The 19,139-nt window shown below is 68.1% G+C and carries 13 protein-coding genes; 9 read left to right on the top strand and 4 right to left on the bottom strand.

Translation table 11 applies throughout. The annotated features are described in order from the left end of the window. Window positions 1-85: 85 nt before the first annotated feature. The 9 genes from ACWTPI_RS26920 to ACWTPI_RS26880 all read left to right on the top strand — a co-directional run bounded on the left by ACWTPI_RS26920 (window position 86) and on the right by ACWTPI_RS26880 (window position 14,065). Entirely contained in the window at window positions 86-2,278 is a 2,193-nt protein-coding gene (locus ACWTPI_RS26920; RefSeq protein ID WP_454733246.1) for an SdiA-regulated domain-containing protein, read from the top strand. A gap of 168 nt (window positions 2,279-2,446) precedes the next feature. After that, on the top strand, window positions 2,447-2,710 hold the full coding sequence (locus ACWTPI_RS26915; protein ID WP_059411683.1) for a type II toxin-antitoxin system Phd/YefM family antitoxin: 264 nt from the start codon (window positions 2,447-2,449) through the stop codon (window positions 2,708-2,710). Continuing rightward, window positions 2,707-2,976 (top strand): Txe/YoeB family addiction module toxin, encoded by a 270-nt coding sequence (locus tag ACWTPI_RS26910; protein WP_454733245.1) that lies wholly within the window; start codon window positions 2,707-2,709, stop codon window positions 2,974-2,976. Before ACWTPI_RS26915 ends, ACWTPI_RS26910 begins: the two co-directional genes overlap by 4 nt. A gap of 352 nt (window positions 2,977-3,328) precedes the next feature. After that, window positions 3,329-4,936 carry an ABC transporter substrate-binding protein gene (locus ACWTPI_RS26905; protein ID WP_059411709.1) on the top strand — a complete coding sequence of 536 codons (1,608 nt, stop codon included), beginning with the start codon at window positions 3,329-3,331 and terminating at the stop codon, window positions 4,934-4,936. Continuing rightward, the gene (locus ACWTPI_RS26900) at window positions 4,933-6,477 is read left to right on the top strand and encodes an amidase (RefSeq protein ID WP_454733244.1); all 1,545 of its coding nucleotides are present in this window, start codon (window positions 4,933-4,935) and stop codon (window positions 6,475-6,477) included. Before ACWTPI_RS26905 ends, ACWTPI_RS26900 begins: the two co-directional genes overlap by 4 nt. A gap of 277 nt (window positions 6,478-6,754) precedes the next feature. Continuing rightward, window positions 6,755-8,911 carry a hydantoinase/oxoprolinase family protein gene (locus tag ACWTPI_RS26895; RefSeq protein ID WP_454733243.1) on the top strand — a complete coding sequence of 719 codons (2,157 nt, stop codon included), beginning with the start codon at window positions 6,755-6,757 and terminating at the stop codon, window positions 8,909-8,911. After that, complete coding sequence (locus ACWTPI_RS26890) at window positions 8,908-10,626, top strand: hydantoinase B/oxoprolinase family protein (RefSeq protein WP_454733242.1); 1,719 nt, start codon at window positions 8,908-8,910, stop codon at window positions 10,624-10,626. Before ACWTPI_RS26895 ends, ACWTPI_RS26890 begins: the two co-directional genes overlap by 4 nt. After that, entirely contained in the window at window positions 10,623-12,413 is a 1,791-nt protein-coding gene (locus tag ACWTPI_RS26885; protein WP_454733241.1) for a hydantoinase B/oxoprolinase family protein, read from the top strand. Before ACWTPI_RS26890 ends, ACWTPI_RS26885 begins: the two co-directional genes overlap by 4 nt. A 32-nt stretch (window positions 12,414-12,445) precedes the next feature. After that, entirely contained in the window at window positions 12,446-14,065 is a 1,620-nt protein-coding gene (locus ACWTPI_RS26880; RefSeq protein WP_082079503.1) for an ABC transporter substrate-binding protein, read from the top strand. 72 nt (window positions 14,066-14,137) lie between these two features. Here the strand turns inward: ACWTPI_RS26880 and ACWTPI_RS26875 are convergent, their stop codons facing one another. The 4 genes from ACWTPI_RS26875 to ACWTPI_RS26860 all read right to left on the bottom strand — a co-directional run bounded on the left by ACWTPI_RS26875 (window position 14,138) and on the right by ACWTPI_RS26860 (window position 19,036). After that, window positions 14,138-15,853, bottom strand: coding sequence for an ABC transporter ATP-binding protein (locus ACWTPI_RS26875; protein ID WP_454733240.1), 1,716 nt, complete (start codon window positions 15,851-15,853; stop codon window positions 14,138-14,140). Between the two features lies 1 nt (window position 15,854). Next, window positions 15,855-16,745, bottom strand: a complete 891-nt coding sequence (locus ACWTPI_RS26870; RefSeq protein ID WP_020202516.1) for an ABC transporter permease — start codon at window positions 16,743-16,745, stop codon at window positions 15,855-15,857. Window positions 16,746-16,885: 140 nt separating this feature from the next. Further along, window positions 16,886-17,869, bottom strand: coding sequence for an ABC transporter permease (locus ACWTPI_RS26865; RefSeq protein WP_059411713.1), 984 nt, complete (start codon window positions 17,867-17,869; stop codon window positions 16,886-16,888). A 351-nt stretch (window positions 17,870-18,220) separates the two neighbouring features. Then, window positions 18,221-19,036: a fused MFS/spermidine synthase gene (locus ACWTPI_RS26860; RefSeq protein ID WP_454733239.1), complete on the bottom strand. Its 816-nt coding sequence runs from the start codon at window positions 19,034-19,036 to the stop codon at window positions 18,221-18,223. Window positions 19,037-19,139 lie beyond the last annotated feature (103 nt).

Genomic DNA, 19,139 nt, shown 5'->3' with positions numbered 1-19,139 from the left:
CCTGTTTCCAATTGTAACAACCGCTCCCATCCCGACTATGGCAACCCCAGAAAAACAATTCAAAACCCGGAGACTGGTCTTCCCCTTGACCGCGCTCGCGCTTGCCCTGAGCGCGTGCGGCAGTGACTCCCCGTCCTCCTCCCCGGCAGGCCCCAGCGCCCAGACTCCCGCGGCCAGCGCGCCGGCGCTTTCCTTCGCGGCTGCGCAAGATACCTACGAGCTGGAGAACTACTACTCGACGGGCAAGTACGCGCTGCCGGTAGGGACCGGAGCCAACCTGCTGGCCGCGGAGGCGTCCGGCGTGACCTACAACCAGGACACCGGGACGCTGTTCGTCATCGGCGATGGTGGCACCTCGATCACGCAGGTCACGAAGCAGGGCCAGTTGATCGACTCCATGCAGCTGGCCGCCGACGCGACCAAGCCGCAGGGCACGTATTTCTACGACACCGAAGGCATCTCCTGGGTCGGCGGCAACAAGTTCGTGCTGGTGGAAGAGCGCTTCCGGCAAGTCGACCAGTTCAGCTATGTTCCCAACACCGTTCTGGACGGCACCGGCGCGAAGACCGTCAAGCTGGGCACGACCATTGGCAACATCGGCCTGGAAGGGGTCAGCTACGACCCGATGACGGGCGGCTATATCTTCGCGAAGGAAAAGCAGCCCATCGGGCTGTTCCAGACCACGATCGATTTCGCTGCTGGCACGGCGTCGAACGGCTCGCCGACCACCGACAATTCGGTCGACCTGTTCGATCCCACCAAGACCGGGCTGTCCTCGCACAACGACGTGTTTGCCTTGTCGAACATCCTGCCGTCGACGGCGCCCGACTATGACAACCTCGTCGTCATCAGCGGGCCCGACGGCGAAGTCGTCAAGGTCGACCGGGCCGGCAACGTCCACAGCAGCCTGGCGGTGGGCAGCGCCGCCCAGAACGAAGGCGTGACGATGGACCCGGCCGGCAACCTCTACGCCGTGGGCGAGAAGGGCGATGGCACCGGTCCCGAACTGGCCGTCTTCACGCCGACCAAGAACAAGGACGCGGTCGGCGTCGGCAGCAACCTCTACCTGACTTTCCCGCAGGACGTGACCGCCGGCGACGGCTTCGTGGTCCTCAGCAACGGTGCCAAGGATGTCCGCAAGATTCCCGTGCGCGACGCGCAGGTGACCATCAGCGGCAAGGTCGTGAAGATCAATCCCGCCGTCGATCTGGCGCCGGGTTCCCAGTACACCATCAGCTACGCCGATGGCGTCATCAACGGCGCGCCGGCCGTCTCCAACGCCGCCGCGCTGTCCTTCACCACCGTGGGCGAAGCCGACCACGTGGCGCCCCAGCTCGCCAGCACCATGCCGGCCGACGATGCCACCAATGTCGCCGCGAACGCCTCGATCTCGCTGAACTTCAACGAGACGGTGAGCAGGGGAGTGGGCAACATCGTGATCGAAAGCGCCGGCGATACGCGCACCATTCCGGTCACCGACACGGCGCAGGTCAAGTTCAGCGGCTCGTCGGTCATCGTCACGCCCGGCACGCCGCTGCAGAACAGCATCAACTACGATGTCCGCGTGGATGCCGGTGCCGTCCTGGATACCTCGGGCAATGCCTTCGACGGCATCAGTTCGCCCACGGCATTCAATTTCAGCACCGTCTCGCTGGCCCCCGTGGTCCCGACCGTGCTGGTCAGCGAAGTGAACTCGAACGAGAGCACGCCCTCCGGCGTCGACTTCTTCGAGATCTACAACTACGGTACGGCAGTGGCCGATCTGTCCGGCTGGAAGTGGAGCGACGACCACGCGACCGCCACGGATGCCAACAACTTCGAGTTGTTCCCCTCCGGCACGGTCATTCCCGCGGGCGGGCGCCTGGTCGTGGTCAACACGACTGACGCCACCGCGTTCAAGACGGCCTGGGGCCTGGATGCGACCACGCCGGTCATCGCAATGGGCGCCAAGGGCATCGGCCTGGGCAAGGAGGACATGGTGGTTCTCTTCGACCAGCAGGGCAAGGTGGTAACGGCCTTCAACTACAAGGGCTCGGCGGTCACGACGACGCAGGCGGACGGATCGACGGTCAGCGTCCCGACTTCGGCGCCTTCCACCGGCGTGACGTTCACCGCGGCCAGCCATGCCGGCGCCGCGTTCGGCGGAACGGCAAACACCTCGGCGGTCTGGGACGGCGTTTCCACCTCGGCGCCGGCCTATAAGGCGGCGGTGGCCGGTGAACTGAATGCCTTCGCCGCGCCTGGCGACGCCACCGAGGTCGGCTCGCCCGGCAAGTAAGAAGGCCGACGCAGGACAACGCACCCCGGATGGTCGGTCGACCTCCGGGGTGCGGTTGTTTTTGCGGGGGCGGTGTGGTGTCCGGATTTGGACATTTCAACTGCGCATGCCGAACTTCCCGGTGCTATACTTGTTCAGTTAGTTGAACAAGTCTGACGGAGGGAGCCCATGCGCACCGTTCATTTCTCCGATGCCCGCAACAACCTGAAGGCGGTCATCGACCAGGCCATCGCCGATCACGACGCCGTGCTGATCACACGACGCGACGCACCCAATGCCGTCATCATGTCGCAGGAGCAGTACGACAGCTGGATGGAAACGATGCACCTGCTCAACTCGCCGGCCAACGCCGGGCGCCTGATGCGCTCGATTCAGCAGCACCGCGCCGGCATGGCCGAGAAGCACGACCTGATCGACCCGGACGCTGAATGACGCGCCCGCTGGCCTTCACGCCTGACGCCTGGGAAGACTATGTGTATTGGCAGGGCCAGGACAAGAAGACGCTCAAGCGCATCAACGCGCTGATCCAGGACGCACAACGCCAGCCGTTCGAGGGCATCGGCAAGCCCGAGCCCCTGAAAGGCAATCTGTCGGGCTACTGGTCGCGCCGCATCGACGACACCAACCGCCTGATCTATTTCGCCAGCGACGACGAACTGACCATCATCGCCTGTCGCCTGCATTACGGCGACAAGTAGGGCTTAGGTGATCGCGTGGCGGCTTTCGGCCTGTACATCTGATGCGCGCATAATTATCGTTATGTTAAATATGCAATCCGGAACTGAAACCCAGCCCCGGCGCGGCTCGACAGACGAAAAATCCTCTTGCATATGACGCACCGCGTGCTGTAGCCAGGCCACGCAGCGCGAGATCACACCCCATTCGCACCGCTCTCGTTGCGCCTACCCGATCCAGCGCCATTTGATCGCGGCTGCATGTCGACATGCAGCCGCGTCGCATTTCAATGCGCGAACAAATGCTAAGTGCGTTCGCGAAATTCCAAGACAATCGAATGCCTATTCAACGACGCTGCGATCCACGCTGCATGTCATGCTCCCATCCTTGCTTAGGACTCTCAAGTTCGACCGCCGGTATCTTCATCTCGTGCTGGCAGCCTTGCCACTCGCTGTCACTGCGCCGAGCAATGCACAGTCCCCCGTGGAAGGTGGCACACTGACATACGCCCTCTCGCAAGAGCCTACGGCACTCGTCTCCTTTCTTGACACAAAGACCGACAATCGCAACGTCAGCGGCAAGATCACGGAAGGCTTGCTTCGCTATGATGCGAAGTTCAACCCCCAGCCGCTACTGGCTACGGCCTGGCAAGTCAGTGCCGATGGCCTGAAGTACACCTTCAAGCTTCGGCCGGGCGTCAAATTTCACGACGGCACCAACTTTACCGCCGAGGACGTCCGGTACTCGGTGCTTGCGCAAAAAAAGCAGGGGCCGCGCGGACGCATCACGCTGGCCAATGTGGAGCGCGTCGACACGCCTGACCCGCTTACCGCGGTCATTGTCCTGTCCAGACCGGCGCCCTTTCTCCTCAAGGCGCTGTCGTCTGCCGAGCTGCCCGTCGTGCCTGCGCATCGCTATGGTGACGGTGCGCCGCTGAGCAGCCCGAACAGCAATGCGCCTGTTGGCACCGGGCCTTTCCTATTCGAGCAGTGGGTCCGCGGCAGCCACGTGGTGCTTCGCAAGAATCCGAACTACTGGCGCAAGGGCTATCCGCACCTCGACCGGGTGATCCTGAAGTTCATGCGAGATCCGGCCGCTATTTCGACCGCGGTGGAAACCGGCGAGGTCGATGCGGCACAGGGGGTCGGACTGGCTGACCTGGAGCGGTTGGCCGCGAACCCGAAGCTGAGGACGGACGACACGTACGATGGCTTCCTCAACAACGCGTCGTTCCTGGAATTCAATGTAGAGAATCCAATCCTGGCGAACGTCAAGGTACGCCACGCCATTGCACAGGCGATCGATCGCAACTTCATCCGGAATGCCATCTACTACAAGCGCACAGAGCTGGTGAACTCCCCTGTTCCGCGCGTCTTGTCTGACTACTATGACGACAGTACCTTCCAGTACCCGTTCGATGTCGCGGCGGCGAACCGGTTGCTTGACGAGGCGGGCTATCCGAAGCCGGCCACCGGCCAGCGCTTTGCCCTCCGACTGAGCTACATCCCCGGGGCGGAATTCAAGCGGACCACGGACTATCTGCGCTCGGCGCTCGGCCGCGTCGGCATCAAGGTGGAAGTCGTGGATGGCGACCTTCCCACCTTTCTGAAACGCGTTTACACCACGCGCGACTTCGACATCAATATCAACGGCCTCGGGCGCCTGTTCGACCCGACAGTGGGCGTGCAGCGGATCTACTGGGGCGACGGTGTGCGCAACCCGCTGGTCTGGATCAACGGCTCGCACTATGTCAATGCGCAGGTCGACGAGCTATTTCGCCAGGCGGCCGTGGAGGTCGACCCTGGCAGGCGCGCAAGTCATTTCAAGCAGATCCAGCAGATCGTCGGGCGCGACCTGCCGGTGCTGCCGCTTGTCACCGTTCCATTTGTCCAGGTGTACAGCGTGCGCGTACACAACCTCAATAACAGCATCGACCTGATGGCGGGCGATCTCTCGGACGCCTGGATCGAGCCGCGCAAATGAATGCCGACACCCGGGGATCCAGCATGACGACGCAGGACATCCAGCAGTCTCGCTTGCAGGCGCTGACCTTTGCGAGCGCGAGCGCACAGGCCCAGGCGCTCGCTGACGGCCACGTAACGGCTGTCGAGTTGCTCGAACACGTACTGGCGCGCATCGACCGCCTCGACGGAGCGATCAACGCCGTCGTCGTGCGAAACGACGAAGCAGCCCGCGCCGACGCGCGCGCGGCCGACGCTGCCCTGGCTCGCGGCGAACGCCAGCCGCTGCTAGGCGTGCCGATCACGGTAAAGGCATCGTTCGACGTGGCCGGACTTGTCACCAGCAACGGCAACCCCGCCTATGCCGACAACGTCGCCGCAACCGACGCGCTGGCCGTCGCGGCGCTGCGTGAGGCCGGTGCCGTGATCGTCGGCAAGAGCAATGTTCCTCTCGCGCTGGCCGACCTGCAGAGCTATAACGCCATCCACGGTACGAGCAACAATCCATGGGATCTTGCACGTACCCCGGGCGGCTCGTCGGGCGGTTCGGCGGCCGCGCTGGCGGCTGGCTATGTCTCTCTGGAATTGGGGACCGACATCGGCGGCTCGATCCGCATTCCCGCCCACTTCAACGGCGTCTACGGCCACAAGCCGACCGCGGGCCTGGTCGCGCTGGGCGGCACCGGCGTGCCCTCGGGCCGCCTGGCGGACCGCGACCTGGTGGTGGCGGGTCCGTTGGCACGCACCGCCGCCGACCTGGAGCTGGCGCTCGACCTGCTGCTCAACCGCGAGCCGATCGCCGCCAAGGCCTGGAAGGTCGCGCTGCCGCCTGCGCGCCACGCACGGCTGCGGGACTTCCGGGTGCTGGTCATCGACCAGTGGCCGGGCACCGAACGCAGCCTGCACGAGCAGCAGGTGGTGGAGCGCCTCGTGGAACGCCTGCGCACTCAGGGCACGCAAGTGAGCCACATCGCCGACGTGCCGTCCGGCCTCCTGCCCGACCTGGTGCTGCAGCACCGTGTGTACCGCAGCCTGCTGGGCTCCTCGCTGGCGTCGCCGCCCGCGCAGAGCGAGGCCGCGCGCCAACGCCTTGCGGCACTCTCGCCTGATGACGACAGCGCCGATGCCGCCTGGCTGCGTGCGCCGGCCTTGCGTCATGCCGACTGGCTGCGCGACAACGAAGCGCGCTTCGCACTGCGCCACCAATGGGAGCGCCTGTTCGAACGCTTCGACGTGGTGGTGACGCCGGTGGCGCCGCTGCCGGCCTTCGCGCACGACCAGCGCGAACCGAAGGACGCGCGCACGTTCCCGGTCGAGTTCGCCGACGGCACCCGCCAGGTCCGCTTCCTCGACCTGTTCTACTGGGCGGGCCTGCCGGTGTTGCCGGGACTGCCGGCCACCAGCTTTCCGCTCGGACTCGATGCGCAAGGCTTGCCCATCAGCGCGCAAGCCGTTGGCCCTTACCTCGAAGATCGCACCACCCTGCACTTCGCGCACCTGCTGGAACAGGCCTACGGCGGCTTCGTCGCGCCGCCTGGCTACGACGAGCAGCCGGCGGGATAGGACGGCCGCCTCGCGCCGCCCGATGGCAGGCGCGCGCCGCCGCTCCGGCCACCGGGTGCCGCGGGCCGGGCAGCGCAGTGCATAACGATAGTCGAACGCGTTCGTTGCCCAGGCCGCCGCACGCGCGCAAGATGACCGGTTTCCTCCGCGTGGCTTATGGCCCTGCCCCACGGCGCGTGCCGTGGCGAAAGCGTGCGCCGCCAGCGCGGTTGCATCTGCTTCGCCGGCCGGCGCCAAGCGGATTCGAGCGCCGACCCTTTCAAAGAGCTTCTCCCTCATGTCTTCGCAACTCCCCTCCCCCTCCGCCGCGCATGACCCGCGCCTGCGTGTCGCCGTCGACGTCGGCGGCACCTTTACCGACGTGGTGTTGCTGCGCGGCACCGAGAAGCACACGCTGAAGGTACTCACCACGCCGACGGCGCCGGAGCAAGCCGTCCTTGGCGGCGTCGAAGAAGTGCTGCGACTGGCAGGTGCCGGCTGGGTCGACGTCGACCTGCTGATCCTCGGCACCACGCTGGCCACCAACGCGCTGATCGAGCGCAAAGGCGCACCTACCGCGCTGCTCACCACGCACGGATTCCGCGACCTGGTGGAAATCGGCCTCGAAGACCGTTTCGCGCAGTACGACGTGTTCCTCGACAAGCCCGCGCCGCTGGTTCCGCGCCACTGGCGTCATGGCGTGGTCGAACGCACCGATGCGGCCGGCCGCGTGATCACGCCGCTCGACGAGGCGCAGGTGGTCGAGCTGGCGCGGCAACTGCTGGCCGACGGCATCGAGAGCGTGGCCGTCTGCTTCCTGCACGGCTACGCCAATCCCGCGCACGAGCGCCGCGTGCGCGACCTGCTGCGCGAGCACGCACCCGGCCTGTGGGTGTCGCTGGCCTCGGACGTATGCCCCGAGATCCGCGAGTACGAGCGACTGTCCACCGTCAGCGCCAACGCCTACGTGCAGCCGCAGGTGGCGGGCTACCTACGCCGCCTGCAGGAAGGAGCGGCCGCGCGCGGCCTGCGCGCCGAGCCGTTCCTGATGACCTCGGGCGGCGCCATCACCACGCTGCAGGCCGGCATCGACGAACCGGTGCGCCTGGTCGAATCCGGCCCCGCCGGCGGCGCGGTGCTCGCACGCCAGGTCGCCGAGCAGATCGGCGCCGCGCGCGCGCTGTCGTTCGACATGGGCGGCACCACGGCCAAGATCTGCTTCATCGACGACTACCAGCCGCAGATAAGCCGCAGCTTCGAGTTCGGTCGCGTGCACCGGCACCTCAAGGGCTCCGGCCTGCCGATCCGTATCCCGGTCATCGAGATGGTGGAGATCGGCGCCGGCGGTGGCTCCATCGCGCGCGTCAACCACCTTGGCGTGGTCCAGGTCGGCCCCGACAGCGCGGGTTCCTCGCCCGGCCCGGCGGCTTATGGGCTGGGCGGCGAACTGCCTACCGTGACCGATGCGCACGCCGCGCTCGGCACCATCGACCCGGCGCGCTTCGCGGTCGGCAAGGTGCGGCTGGACCCGCAACGCGCACGCGACGCGCTGCTGCGGGGCCTGGCCGCGCAAACGGGCCTCGACATCGAGCCGGCCGCGCAGGCCGTGATCGAGATCGTCACGGAAAACATGGCCAACGCGGCGCGCGTGCATGCCTCCGAGCTCGGCAAGGTGGCGGAAGACAGCACCGTCATTGCCTTCGGTGGTGCCGCGCCGCTGCATGCCGCGCTGCTGGCGCGCAAGCTGGGCGTGGCGCGGCTGGTGATTCCCAATTCCGCCGGCGTGGGTTCGGCGCTGGGCTTCCTGTGGGCACCGGTGGCCTACCAGACGGTACGCAGCCTCGCGCAGCGGCTCGATCGCATCGACCACGCGGCGGTGGACAAGCTGCTTGCCGAACTCACCGCCACCGCTGACGACGTGGTGCTGCGCGCCGCGCCGGGCGCTTCGCTGGTACGCCATCGCCAGGCCTTCATGCGGTACGCGGGCCAGGGCCACGAGATTCCCGTGGAACTGCCGGACGGCCCGTTCGACGTGGCCAGCGGCAAGGCCCTGCACGAGCGCTTCGAGGCGCGCTATGCCGCGCTCTACGGCCGCAGCCTGCCGCACATCGCGGCGGAGGCGGTGAGCTGGTCGGTCGCCGTGGAAGCCGGCGGGCGCGCGGCGCCCGAGCCGGACGAAATCGTGGCCGACGCGCACCGCGCCCAGCCCTCCGGCACCCGGCGGCTGTACGACGCGGAGACCGGGCAGTGGAGCGAGGTGCCAGTCTTCGAGCGTGCCGCGCTCGGCGCGGGCAAGTGGATCGAAGGCCCGGCACTGGTGGTGGAAGACGAGACGACCACGCACGTCATTTCGGGCTTTGAGGCGCGCGTGAGCAAGCTGGGCGCGCTGGTGCTCGACGACACCGCCGCCGCGCGCCGGCAGCGCGCGCCCGCGGCCGAAGCGGAGGCCGTATGACAAACGCTGCTGGCCGTCAGGCGCTGCGCCGGCAACTGGTCTGGAGCCGCCTGCTCGCGGTGGTGGAAGAACAGGCCCAGACCCTGATCCGCACCGCCTTCGGCACTCCCACGCGCGAGGCCGGCGACCTGTCGGCCGGCGTGTTCCTGCCCGATGGCCGGATGATCGCGCAAGCCGTGACCGGCACGCCAGGCCACGTCAATTCGATGGCCGATTCCGTGCTGCATTTCCTGCGCGCGTTTCCGGTGGAAACCATGCGCGACGGCGATGTCTACGTCACCAACGATCCGTGGAAGGGAACCGGGCACCTGTTCGACGTGGTCATGCTCACGCCGGTCTTCCACGGGGATGGCGACGGCGATGGAGAAAACGGCGCGAAGTGCCTCGTCGCGCTGTTCGCCTCCACCGTGCACGTGGTCGACATCGGTGGCGTCAATGCCGGCCCCGATGCGCTGGATATCTACCAGGAGGGACTGTTCCTGCCGCCGCTGCGCTTCGTCAGCGAGGGCGTGATCGAGGAAGCGGTGCTGGACATCGTGCGCGCCAACGTGCGCGAGCCCGGCCAGGTGGAGGGCGACTTCCACGCGCTGGTGGCCTGCAACGCCGTGGGCGCCACGCGACTGCGGCGCATGCTGCGCGAGTTCGGGCTCGGCGACCTGCAGGCGCAGGGAGACTACATCATCGAACGTTCGCGGCTGGCCATGCGCGAGGCGCTGCGCGCATGGCCCAAGGGTACCTGGCACAACCACATGACGGTGGACGGCTATGACTCGCCGCTGGATCTCCATGCGGCCATCACGGTGTCGGACGACGGCATCGTGGTCGACTTCGCGGGCACCTCGGCCAGCATCGCCCGCGGCATCAACGTGCCCAAGGCCTACACCGACGCCTACACCTCGTTCGGCATCCGCTGCCTGATCGGCGCCGACGTGCCCAACAACTCGGGCTCGCTCGCGCCCATCCGGGTCGTGGCGCCGGAAGGCTCCATCGTGAACGCGCTGCCGCCCGCCGCCGTCGCCGCGCGCGCGGCGATCGGCCAGATGTTGCCCGACCTGGTATTCGGCGCGCTGCGCCAGGCGCGGCCCGACCGCGTGCCCGCCGAAGGCGCCTCGTCGCTCTGGAACGTTCGCCTGTTCGGCGGCCAGCCGATCGAGGGCGGGCCGAACGACGCTCTGCGCCGCGCGCGGCGCTTCAACATCGTGAGCTTCTCCACCGGAGGCACCGGCGCGCGCCCGGGCAAGGACGGCCTCTCGGCCACGGCCTATCCGAGCGGCGTGCGCAACGTGTCGCTCGAAATCCTCGAGACGCAGGCGCCGCTGCTGTTCCGGCGCAAGGAGTACCGCCCGGACTCGGGCGGCGTCGGCGCGTCGCGCGGCGGCCTCGGGCAGGTCATCGAAATCGAGAACGCCGACGGCGATCCGATGGTGCTGTCCGCCACCTGGGACCGCGTGCGCTTTCCCGCGCGCGGCGCGCTCGGCGGCGGCGATGGCGCGCCCGGCACGGCTCGGCTCCGACACGCCGGTACCGTGCTGCGCGGCAAGGGCCGGCAGGTCATTCCGGCCGGCGAGGTGCTGGTGGTCGAGACGCCAGGCGGCGCCGGCCTTGGCGACCCCGCCGAGCGCGACCCTGCCCTGCTCGCGCGAGACATCGAGGCGGGCCTGGTCACGAAGCACGCCGCCACCCCTACCAAAGATCCCGCAGGAACCGCCGCATGAGCAAGACACCCGCTGCCAGGACACTGGCTGACGTCCCGACCAGTCCGCCCGGTCCGGCCGCCCGACCCGGCGGACTCATCCGCCACCAACTCGCCTGGAACCGTCTGCTCTCCGTGGTCGAGGAACAGGCGCAGGTGCTGGTCCACACGGCCTTCGGCACCCCCACGCGCGAGGCCGGCGACCTGTCGGCCGGCGTGTTCCTGCCCGATGGCCGGATGATCGCGCAGGCCGTGACCGGCACGCCGGGCCACGTCAACTCGATGGCCGAATCGGTCAAGCACTTCCTGCGGCGCTTTCCGCTGGACACGATGGAAGACGGCGACGTGTTCCTCACCAACGATCCGTGGAAAGGCACCGGCCACCTGTTCGACATGACGATGGTCACGCCCGTCTTCCACCACGGCGAGCGCGATGACGGCGAGCCGGGGACGGCGCGCCCGGTGGCGCTGTTCGCCTCCACGCTGCATGTGGTGGACATCGGCGGCATCGGCTCCAGCCCGGACGGTCTGGAGATCTACCATGAAGGCCTGTTCCTCCCCATCCTGCGCTTCGTGCGCCGCGGCACGGTGGACCCGGCCGTGCGGGCCATCATCCGCGCCAACGTGCGCGACCCGGAGCAGGTGGAGGGCGACCTCTTCGCGCTGATCGCGTGCAACGAGGTCGGTGGCCGGCGGCTGCGCACGCTGTTGCGCGAGTTCAAGTTATCCGATCTCGAGGAACTGGGCGAATTTGTCATCGCGCGCTCGGCCCGGGCGATGCGCGACGCGCTGCGCGGCTGGCCGCGCGGGACCTGGCACAACACCCTGGTAGCGGATGGCTACGACGCGCCCATCACGCTGCAGGTCTCGGTGACCATCGCCGACGACGGCATCACGGTGGACTACGCCGGCACCTCGGGCAGCGTGGCGCGCGGCATCAACGTGCCCAAGGCCTACACCGACGCCTACACCTCGTTCGGCATCCGCTGCCTGGTCGGGCCCGACGTGCCGAACAACGCCGGATCGCTGGCGCCGATCCGCGTCGAGGCGCCCGCCGGCTGCATCCTCAACGCGCTGCATCCCGCCGCCGTGACGGCGCGCCACGTGCTCGGGCAACTGCTGCCCGACGCCGTGTTCGGCGCGCTCCGCCAGGCGCGGGCGGATCGCGTGCCGGCCGAGGGCGCTTCGTCGCTGTGGAACCTGCAGCTCGTTGGCGGCGAGGTGCTGGCAGGGGCAAGCCAGGCCGATGCCGAGGCCATGCGCCGCGGCGAGCGTTTCAACGTGATCAGTTTCTCCACCGGCGGTACCGGCGCGCGGCCCGGCAAGGACGGCCTCTCGGTCACGGCCTATCCGAGCGGCGTGCGCAACGTCTCGCTCGAAATCCTGGAAACCCAGGCCCCGATCATCTTCGACCGCAAGGAGTTCCGCATCGGCTCGGGCGGCACCGGCGCCACGCGCGGCGGCCTTGGCCAGGTGATCGAGGTACGCCATGCGCGCGAGGACGCGGCCATGCTGATCGCGGCGGCGTTCGACCGCGTGGCCAACCCCGCGCGCGGCGCGCTCGGCGGCGGCGACGGCGCGCCTGGCCGGCTGCGGCTGGCCTCGGGCGCCACGCTGCGGGCCAAGGGCCGCCAGGTCGTGCCGGCCGGCGACCGCCTGATCGTCGAGACGCCGGGCGGCGGCGGCCTTGGCGACCCCGCCGGGCGCGACCCCGCGCTGGCGGCGCGCGACCTGCGCGAGGGGCTGGTTTCGCCCGAAACCCCGGTGGCAAAGACGGACGACGACATGCCGGCCGAAGCCACCTCCTGACTCATTTCCACCTTGATCCTGCGTCCTACTCCATGCACCTCCTGAAGCCCTCGTTGCCCCTGCGTCGCACCTTCCTCGCCACGCTGCTCGCCATCGGCCTCGCGGCCAATGCCGGCGGCATCGCCTTCGCCGCGCCACCCAACCACAACGGCACGCTTACGCTGCTGTCCACCAGCGAGCCGACCGCGCTCGTCACCATCGGCAACGTCGCCACGCCCATCCTGAGCGTGAGCGCCAAGGTGACCGAAGGCCTGCTGAAGTACGACTACGACGTCAACCCGCAGCCGCAACTGGCCACCAGATGGGCGATCAGCCCCGACGGCCTGACCTACACGTTCACGTTGCGTCACGGCGTGAAATGGCATGACGGGAAGGATTTCACGTCGGCCGACGTCGCCTACTCCATCGAACTGCTGAAGAAGATCCACCCGCGCGGGCGCAACACGTTCGCCAACCTCGTCGGCATCGACACGCCCGACAAGTACACCGCCATCCTGCGGCTGTCCAGGCCCGCGCCATACCTCATCCGCGCGCTGGTCGCGACCGAGACGCCCATCGTGCCCCGCCATCTCTACGAGGGGACCGATCCCGCCAGCAATCCGAACAACAACGCGCCCATCGGCACCGGCCCGTTCCGGTTCAAGGAATGGGTGCGCGGCAGCCACATCGTGTACGAACGCAACCCCGACTACTGGGACAAGCCCAAGCCCTTCGTCGACCAGCTGATCGTACGCTTCGTGACCGACCCCGCCGCCGCCGCCGTGGCGTTCGAGACCGGCGCGGTGGACCTCGGCTACCGCACGCCGGTGCCACTGGCCGACCTCGACCGTCTCAAGAAGGTGCCCTCGCTGCGCTTCGAGACCAAGGGCAACAGCTACTCGTCGAATGTCACGCGGCTGGAGTTCAACCTCGACAACGAGTACTTCCGCAATGAGAAGGTGCGCCAGGCCGTGGCCCATGCGGTGGACCGAAACGTCATCGTCAAGGTCGTGAACTACGGCTATGGCCAGGTAAGCTACTCGCCGATCGCGCCGGGCCTCAAGGCCTTCCACGATCCGGCGCCCTCGCCTTACGCGCTCGACCTGAAGAAGGCCAATGCGCTGCTGGACGAGGCAGGCTATCCGAAGAAGGCCGGCGGCGTCCGCTTCAGCGTACCGCTCGACTACAACCCCATCGCCGGCGACGGTGCGCGCCTGGCGGACTACCTCCGCGCGGCGCTGGCACGCGTGGGTATCGCGGTGACGGTACGCTCGCAGGATCCGAGCGCGTTCATCAAGCGCATCTACACGGACCGCGATTTCGCGTTCACCACCAACGGCGCGAGCAACCTGTTCGACCCGACCGTGGGCGTGCAGCGGCTGTACTGGTCGAAGAACTTCATCAAGGGCGTGCCCTTCTCCAACGGCACGCATTACCAGAACCCGGTGGTGGACAAGCTCCTGGAGGACGCGGCGGTGGAAAACAACCCCGCCGCGCGCCTGAAACTGTTCAAGACGTTCCAGGACACCGTGGCGCGCGACGTGCCGGACCTGAACCTCTACCAGCCGATGTTCATCACGATCGCCAACCAGCGCGTGCATGACCATTCGCTGACGGCGGACGGCGTGGAGTCGAATCTGGCGGACGTGTGGGTGGACGCGCCGAAGAAGTAGGCGCCGGCCTGCCGGCCGTCAGGCCGGCAGGCGCTTGCGGATCTCCGGCGGCGGATGCCCGTGGCAGGGCGATCACGCCGCCTTGCGCTGCTGCGCGCCCGGCACGGCCGCGATCAGGCTGCGCGTGTACGGATGCTGCGGCCGGTCCCAGATCTCGCGGTGGCTGCCGGTCTCGACGATCTTTCCCTGATGCATCACCATCACGCGGTCGGCGATATAGCGCACCACCGAAAGGTCGTGCGAGATGAACAGGTACGAGAGCCCGAAGTCTTCCTTGAGCTCCACCAGCAGGTTCAGAATCTGCGCCTGCACCGACACGTCCAGCGCCGACACGGGCTCGTCGAGCACCACGAGGGAGGGCCGCAGCACCAGCGCGCGCGCGATGCCGATGCGCTGGCGCTGTCCGCCCGAGAACTCATTGGGAAAACGGCGCGCCGCATCGGCCGGCAAGCCCACGCGCTCCAGGATTGCCGCGATGCGGTTGCGCCGCTCGGCACGGTCGCTCACCCCATGAACCTTGAGCACGGCATCGATGATGTCGAACACGCTGCGCCTCGGGTTCAGCGAGGCATACGGGTCCTGGAACACCATCTGCACGCGGCGGCGCCACGGCTTGAGCGCCTTTTCGGCGAGCGGCGCGATGTCGGTGCCGTCGAACACGATGCGGCCCGCCGCCGGATCGACGAGACGCAGCAGCGTGCGCGACAGCGTGGACTTCCCGCAGCCCGACTCCCCCACGAGTCCCACGGTCTCTCCCGCGCGGATGTCGAACGACACGCCGTCCACCGCGTGCAGCACGCCGCCACCCCGCGTGGGATAGTCGGTGCGCAGCGCCTGTACCGACAGCAGCGGCGCGCCCGCCGGCACACGCCTGAGCGGCTTCGCCGCGGGCACATGCAAGGCGAACTCGCGCGCGCCGGTGACGGGATCGAGGCGAGGCTGTATCTCGGGCAGCCGCGCCTCGGCATAATGCAGCGCGCTGCCCGCGTGCAGCGACGCGCCGAGCAGGCCTTTGGTGTATGCGTGCGCGGGCGCCTCGAACAAACTCGCGGCCGGCCCCTCCTCGACCTTCTCGCCGCCGTACATGACCGCCACGCGATCGGCCCATTGCGCGACCAGGCCCAGGTCGTGCGTGATGAGCAGCAGCGCCATGTCGAGATCGCGGCGCAGGCCGTCGAGCAGCGCGAGGATCTGCGCCTGGATGGTGACGTCCAGCGCGGTCGTGGGTTCGTCCGCGACCAGCAGGCGCGGATTGCAGGCCACCGCCATCGCGATCATCACGCGCTGCCGCTGGCCGCCGGACAGGTTGTGCGGGTGGTCGTCGATACGCCGGTGTGGCTCGGGAATGCGCACCAGGTCGAGCAGTTCGATGGCGCGCCTGCGGGCCGCCGGGGCCGAAAGCCTTTCGTGCCTGCGCAGCGTCTCCCCGATCTGCGCGCCGATCGTGTGCACGGGGTTCAGCGAGGTCATCGGCTCCTGGAAGATCATGGCGATCTCGCGGCCACGCACTTCGCGCAGCTGGGCGGGAGACAAGGCGAGGATGTCGCGGCCATCGAAACGGATGCTGCCGCGCAGCGCGGCGCCGGGCGCCAGCAGGCGCAGCAGCGCGAGTGCGGTGGTGGACTTCCCGCAGCCGGATTCGCCCACGAGCGCGAGCGTCTCGCCGCGCCGCAAGGTCAGGTCCAGCCCGCGGACAGCCTGGATCGGACCATTCGATCCGTGGAAGAAGACATCGAGGCCGCGCACGTCGAGCAGCGGCGCGTCTTGGTTGATGTGGTTTGCCGCCATGTCAGTGGCGCCCCCTCAGGCGCGGGTTGAATGCATCGTTGAGCCCGTCGCCCACGAGGTTGAGCGCCAGCACCGTCAGCACGATGGCCGCGCCCGGCAGCGCCGTGAGGTACCACGCCGTACGCAGCAGCTCCCTGCCCTGGCCGATCATGCTGCCCCAGGACACCGCGTTCGGATCGCCCATGCCGAGGAAGGACAGCGCCGACTCGATGAGGATGGCGCTGGCCACCAGCACCGACGTCGTCACGATCACCGGCGGTAACGCATTGGGCAGCATCTCCTGGAAGATGATGCGCGCGTGGCTGAAGCCCTGGCTGCGCGCGGCGAGCACGAACTCCGTCTCGCGCAGCGCGCGGAACTCGGCGCGCACCAGCCGCGCGATCACCGGCCACGAGGCCAGACCGATCGCGAGCACGATCACCGGCACGGAAGGCTGGCCGATGGCCACCACCACGATCACGAACAGGAACGACGGCATCGTCTGGAACAGCTCCGTGATGCGTACCAGGGCGTCGTCGATGCGGCCGCCGAAGTAGCCGGCGCTTGCCCCGACCAGCACCCCGATCAGCAGGCTCAGCACCGCGGCGACCACGCCCACGGCGAGCGACACGCGCGCGCCGTGGGCGATGCCGGCGATGACGTCGCGGCCCAGCGAGTCGCTGCCGAGCGGAAAGGCCGCGTCATGACCCGGCCACAACAGCGGCGGCGCGACCATGTCGAGCGGGTCGCCCGGATAGAGCAGCGGCGCGGCGAGCGCCAGCACGAGCATGAACGCCAGCAGCAGCACGCCCGCCACGGCGGCCGGATTGCGCAGGAAGGCGCGCAGCGCGGCATGGCGGCTGGAGACCGGTCTGGCGCCGGCGCCGACCTTCGCGGCCGCGGTTGCCGTCAAGGCGGGTTCGGAGCGAGGCACCGGCGGGGACGCAAGCGCGGAATCGGATGAGAGCGGTGTGGACATCGAACGCGTTGAAGCCTGGTTGTTCGGAAACAGGGAGAGAAAGGAAGACGGACGGGAAGACCGCGGCGGGACGCTCATCGCACCTGGATGCGCGGATCGAGCCAGGCATGCAGCAGGTCGACCAGCATGTTGGCGACGATGACCAGCATCGACGACATCAGCAAGACGCCGAGCAGCACCGTGTAGTCCCGTCCGGCCACCGAGTCGAACGCCAGGCGTCCCAGTCCGGGCCAGCTGAACACGGTCTCGACCACCACCGCGCCCCCCAGCAGCGTGCCGAAATGCATGCCGGCCACGGTGGTGACCGGGATCAGCGCATTGCGCAGGATGTGGCGCAGGTTCACCGTCCACGGATGCAGCCCCTTGGCTTCGGCCGTGCGCACGAAGTCCTGCCGGGCCACCTCGAGCATCGCGGCGCGCGTGAGCCGCGAGAAGATCGCGATATAGAAGCCGGCCATCGCCAGCGCGGGGAGCACCAGATGCAGTGCCACGTCCACCACGTGCGTCCAGCCGGCATAGCCCGCGCCGATGGTTTCGCTGCCGCCGGTGGGCAGCCAGCCCAGGTGCACCGAGAACAGTACGATGGCCATCAGCCCCAGCCAGAAACCCGGCGTGGAATACAGCAGCAGTGCCAGCACGGAAAGCGTGCGGTCCTGCCAGCGGCCCACGCGCGTGGACATGACCGTGCCCGCGGCGATGCCGATGGCCAGCGCCAACGTCAGCGCCGTCACCATTAGCAGCAGCGTATTGCCGAGCCGCGCGCCGATCAGCGCCACCACCGGCATGTTATAGCGCGGCGAAACGCCCAGGCTGAAATGCGCGAGGTTGTTCAGGTAGGCACCCAGTTGCTGGAGCACGGGCAGGTCGAGGCCGAAATGCGTGCGCAGCTGCGCCATGCTCTCCGCCGTGGCGGAGCCCGACTCGGCCGCCACCACGTCGGCGGCGTCGCCGGGAATCAGCTGCATCAGGATGAAATTGAGAAGGATCACGCCAATGACCGTCGGCACGGCCTGCCACGCCGTGCGGATCAGCGTGCGGCTCGCCTGACGCAGCTTCATGGCTGTACCGCCCCGTCCGGGCTGACCACGCCTGCATCGGAAGGCCGGCGCATGACGGCCGTGGTCGGTGAGACGCCGCGATGGACGGCGCCGGCACCACGCGAGCGGGTACCAAGGAACTTGCTGCAGGAGAGGATCATGAGGGACTATCTGGCGGAAAGCAGGATCGACAGTCAGGCTAAGGCGGTCTCCGTGCGCACCCAACGAACTTTATCGTCTACGCATATTCGATTTACTTCCGTCAGATGGCTGCGGCACCGGGGGCCGCAATCCGCGCCGCGCCGGCCCGCCAGACAGGCCTGCAGCCGCCCCCCAACCGCCGCCGGCGTTGCTGCCCCCGGCCACGCTCCGTCATCCCTCCAGTTTCCGCCAGAACCGCCAGTCCGACGCCAGCCGCTTGCCCTGCTTCAGGCGCCGCGCGGCGGAGCGCAGGTTCAGTGCGTGCGCGGTCTCCAGGATGCGCGCGCGGGCGAGCAGCGTTTCGAGGGACGGCAGCGTCCACGCGCCTTTCCAGGCGAACAGCGTGTAGTTGCAGCTGTCTTCCGACAGCGACACGGCGAACGACTCGCCGAACACGGAGCGGACCTCTTCCAGGTAGAACGGAATGTCCTGGTCGCTCTCGAGGAAATTGGCGACCAGCACGCCGTCGTCGGCCAGCCGCGCGTGGCAGGCGCCGTAGAAATCCGCCGTTCCCAGCTGGGCCGGCATGCCGTGCGCGAGGAAGCCGTCGACCATGATCACGTCGGGCCGCGCGTCCTGGCCCTTGACGTACTCGGCGCCGTCCGCGCAGATGACTTCGAGGCGGTCGTCGTCGGGCGGGATATGGAAGGTGTCGCGCAAGGCGATCACGGCCGGATCGATCTCGATGGCCACGACCTTGGCGTTGGGCAGATGGCGGTAGCAGTATTTGGCCAGCGAGCCGCCGCCGAGGCCGATCATCGAGATGCGGGCCGGCGCCGGGCGCAGCAGCAGGAAGCCCATCATGGTCCGGGTATAACCGAGCACCAGCTTGTCGGGGTCGCGCCGCGACATGAGACTTTGCGTGGCATGCACGTCGAAATGCAGCGACAGCGCGTGATCGGTTTCCAGGATCACCGGCTTGCCGTCATCGGGCGTTTCGGCAAGAAACTTCAAATACGCTTCGAACGAGGCGCGGGATGGATCCATCTTGATGACGTGGGCTTGCAGGGGCAGGCAGCTTGTGCGGGCCTCCCGGAATCGGTCCCGGGGCGGCACGGCCAGCCTGAGCCAGCGGGCCTGTACTCCGGCT

This window comes from Cupriavidus ulmosensis (assembly GCF_977008105.1).
Note: the sequence above shows the minus strand (reverse complement) of the source record. Positions and strands in the feature narration are given on the sequence as shown.

Bases quoted from the DNA above. Each gene is read 5' to 3' on its own strand.
- ACWTPI_RS26865 (WP_059411713.1), bottom strand. From the start codon at position 17,869: ATGAAGCTGCGTCAGGCGAGCCGCACGCTGATCCGCACGGCGTGGCAG.
- ACWTPI_RS26860 (WP_454733239.1), bottom strand. From the start codon at position 19,036: ATGGATCCATCCCGCGCCTCGTTCGAAGCGTATTTGAAGTTTCTTGCC.
- ACWTPI_RS26910 (WP_454733245.1), top strand. From the start codon at position 2,707: ATGACGCGCCCGCTGGCCTTCACGCCTGACGCCTGGGAAGACTATGTG.
- ACWTPI_RS26890 (WP_454733242.1), top strand. From the start codon at position 8,908: ATGACAAACGCTGCTGGCCGTCAGGCGCTGCGCCGGCAACTGGTCTGG.
- ACWTPI_RS26880 (WP_082079503.1), top strand. From the start codon at position 12,446: ATGCACCTCCTGAAGCCCTCGTTGCCCCTGCGTCGCACCTTCCTCGCC.
- ACWTPI_RS26900 (WP_454733244.1), top strand. From the start codon at position 4,933: ATGAATGCCGACACCCGGGGATCCAGCATGACGACGCAGGACATCCAG.
- ACWTPI_RS26885 (WP_454733241.1), top strand. From the start codon at position 10,623: ATGAGCAAGACACCCGCTGCCAGGACACTGGCTGACGTCCCGACCAGT.
- ACWTPI_RS26875 (WP_454733240.1), bottom strand. From the start codon at position 15,853: ATGGCGGCAAACCACATCAACCAAGACGCGCCGCTGCTCGACGTGCGC.
- ACWTPI_RS26905 (WP_059411709.1), top strand. From the start codon at position 3,329: ATGCTCCCATCCTTGCTTAGGACTCTCAAGTTCGACCGCCGGTATCTT.
- ACWTPI_RS26895 (WP_454733243.1), top strand. From the start codon at position 6,755: ATGTCTTCGCAACTCCCCTCCCCCTCCGCCGCGCATGACCCGCGCCTG.
- ACWTPI_RS26915 (WP_059411683.1), top strand. From the start codon at position 2,447: ATGCGCACCGTTCATTTCTCCGATGCCCGCAACAACCTGAAGGCGGTC.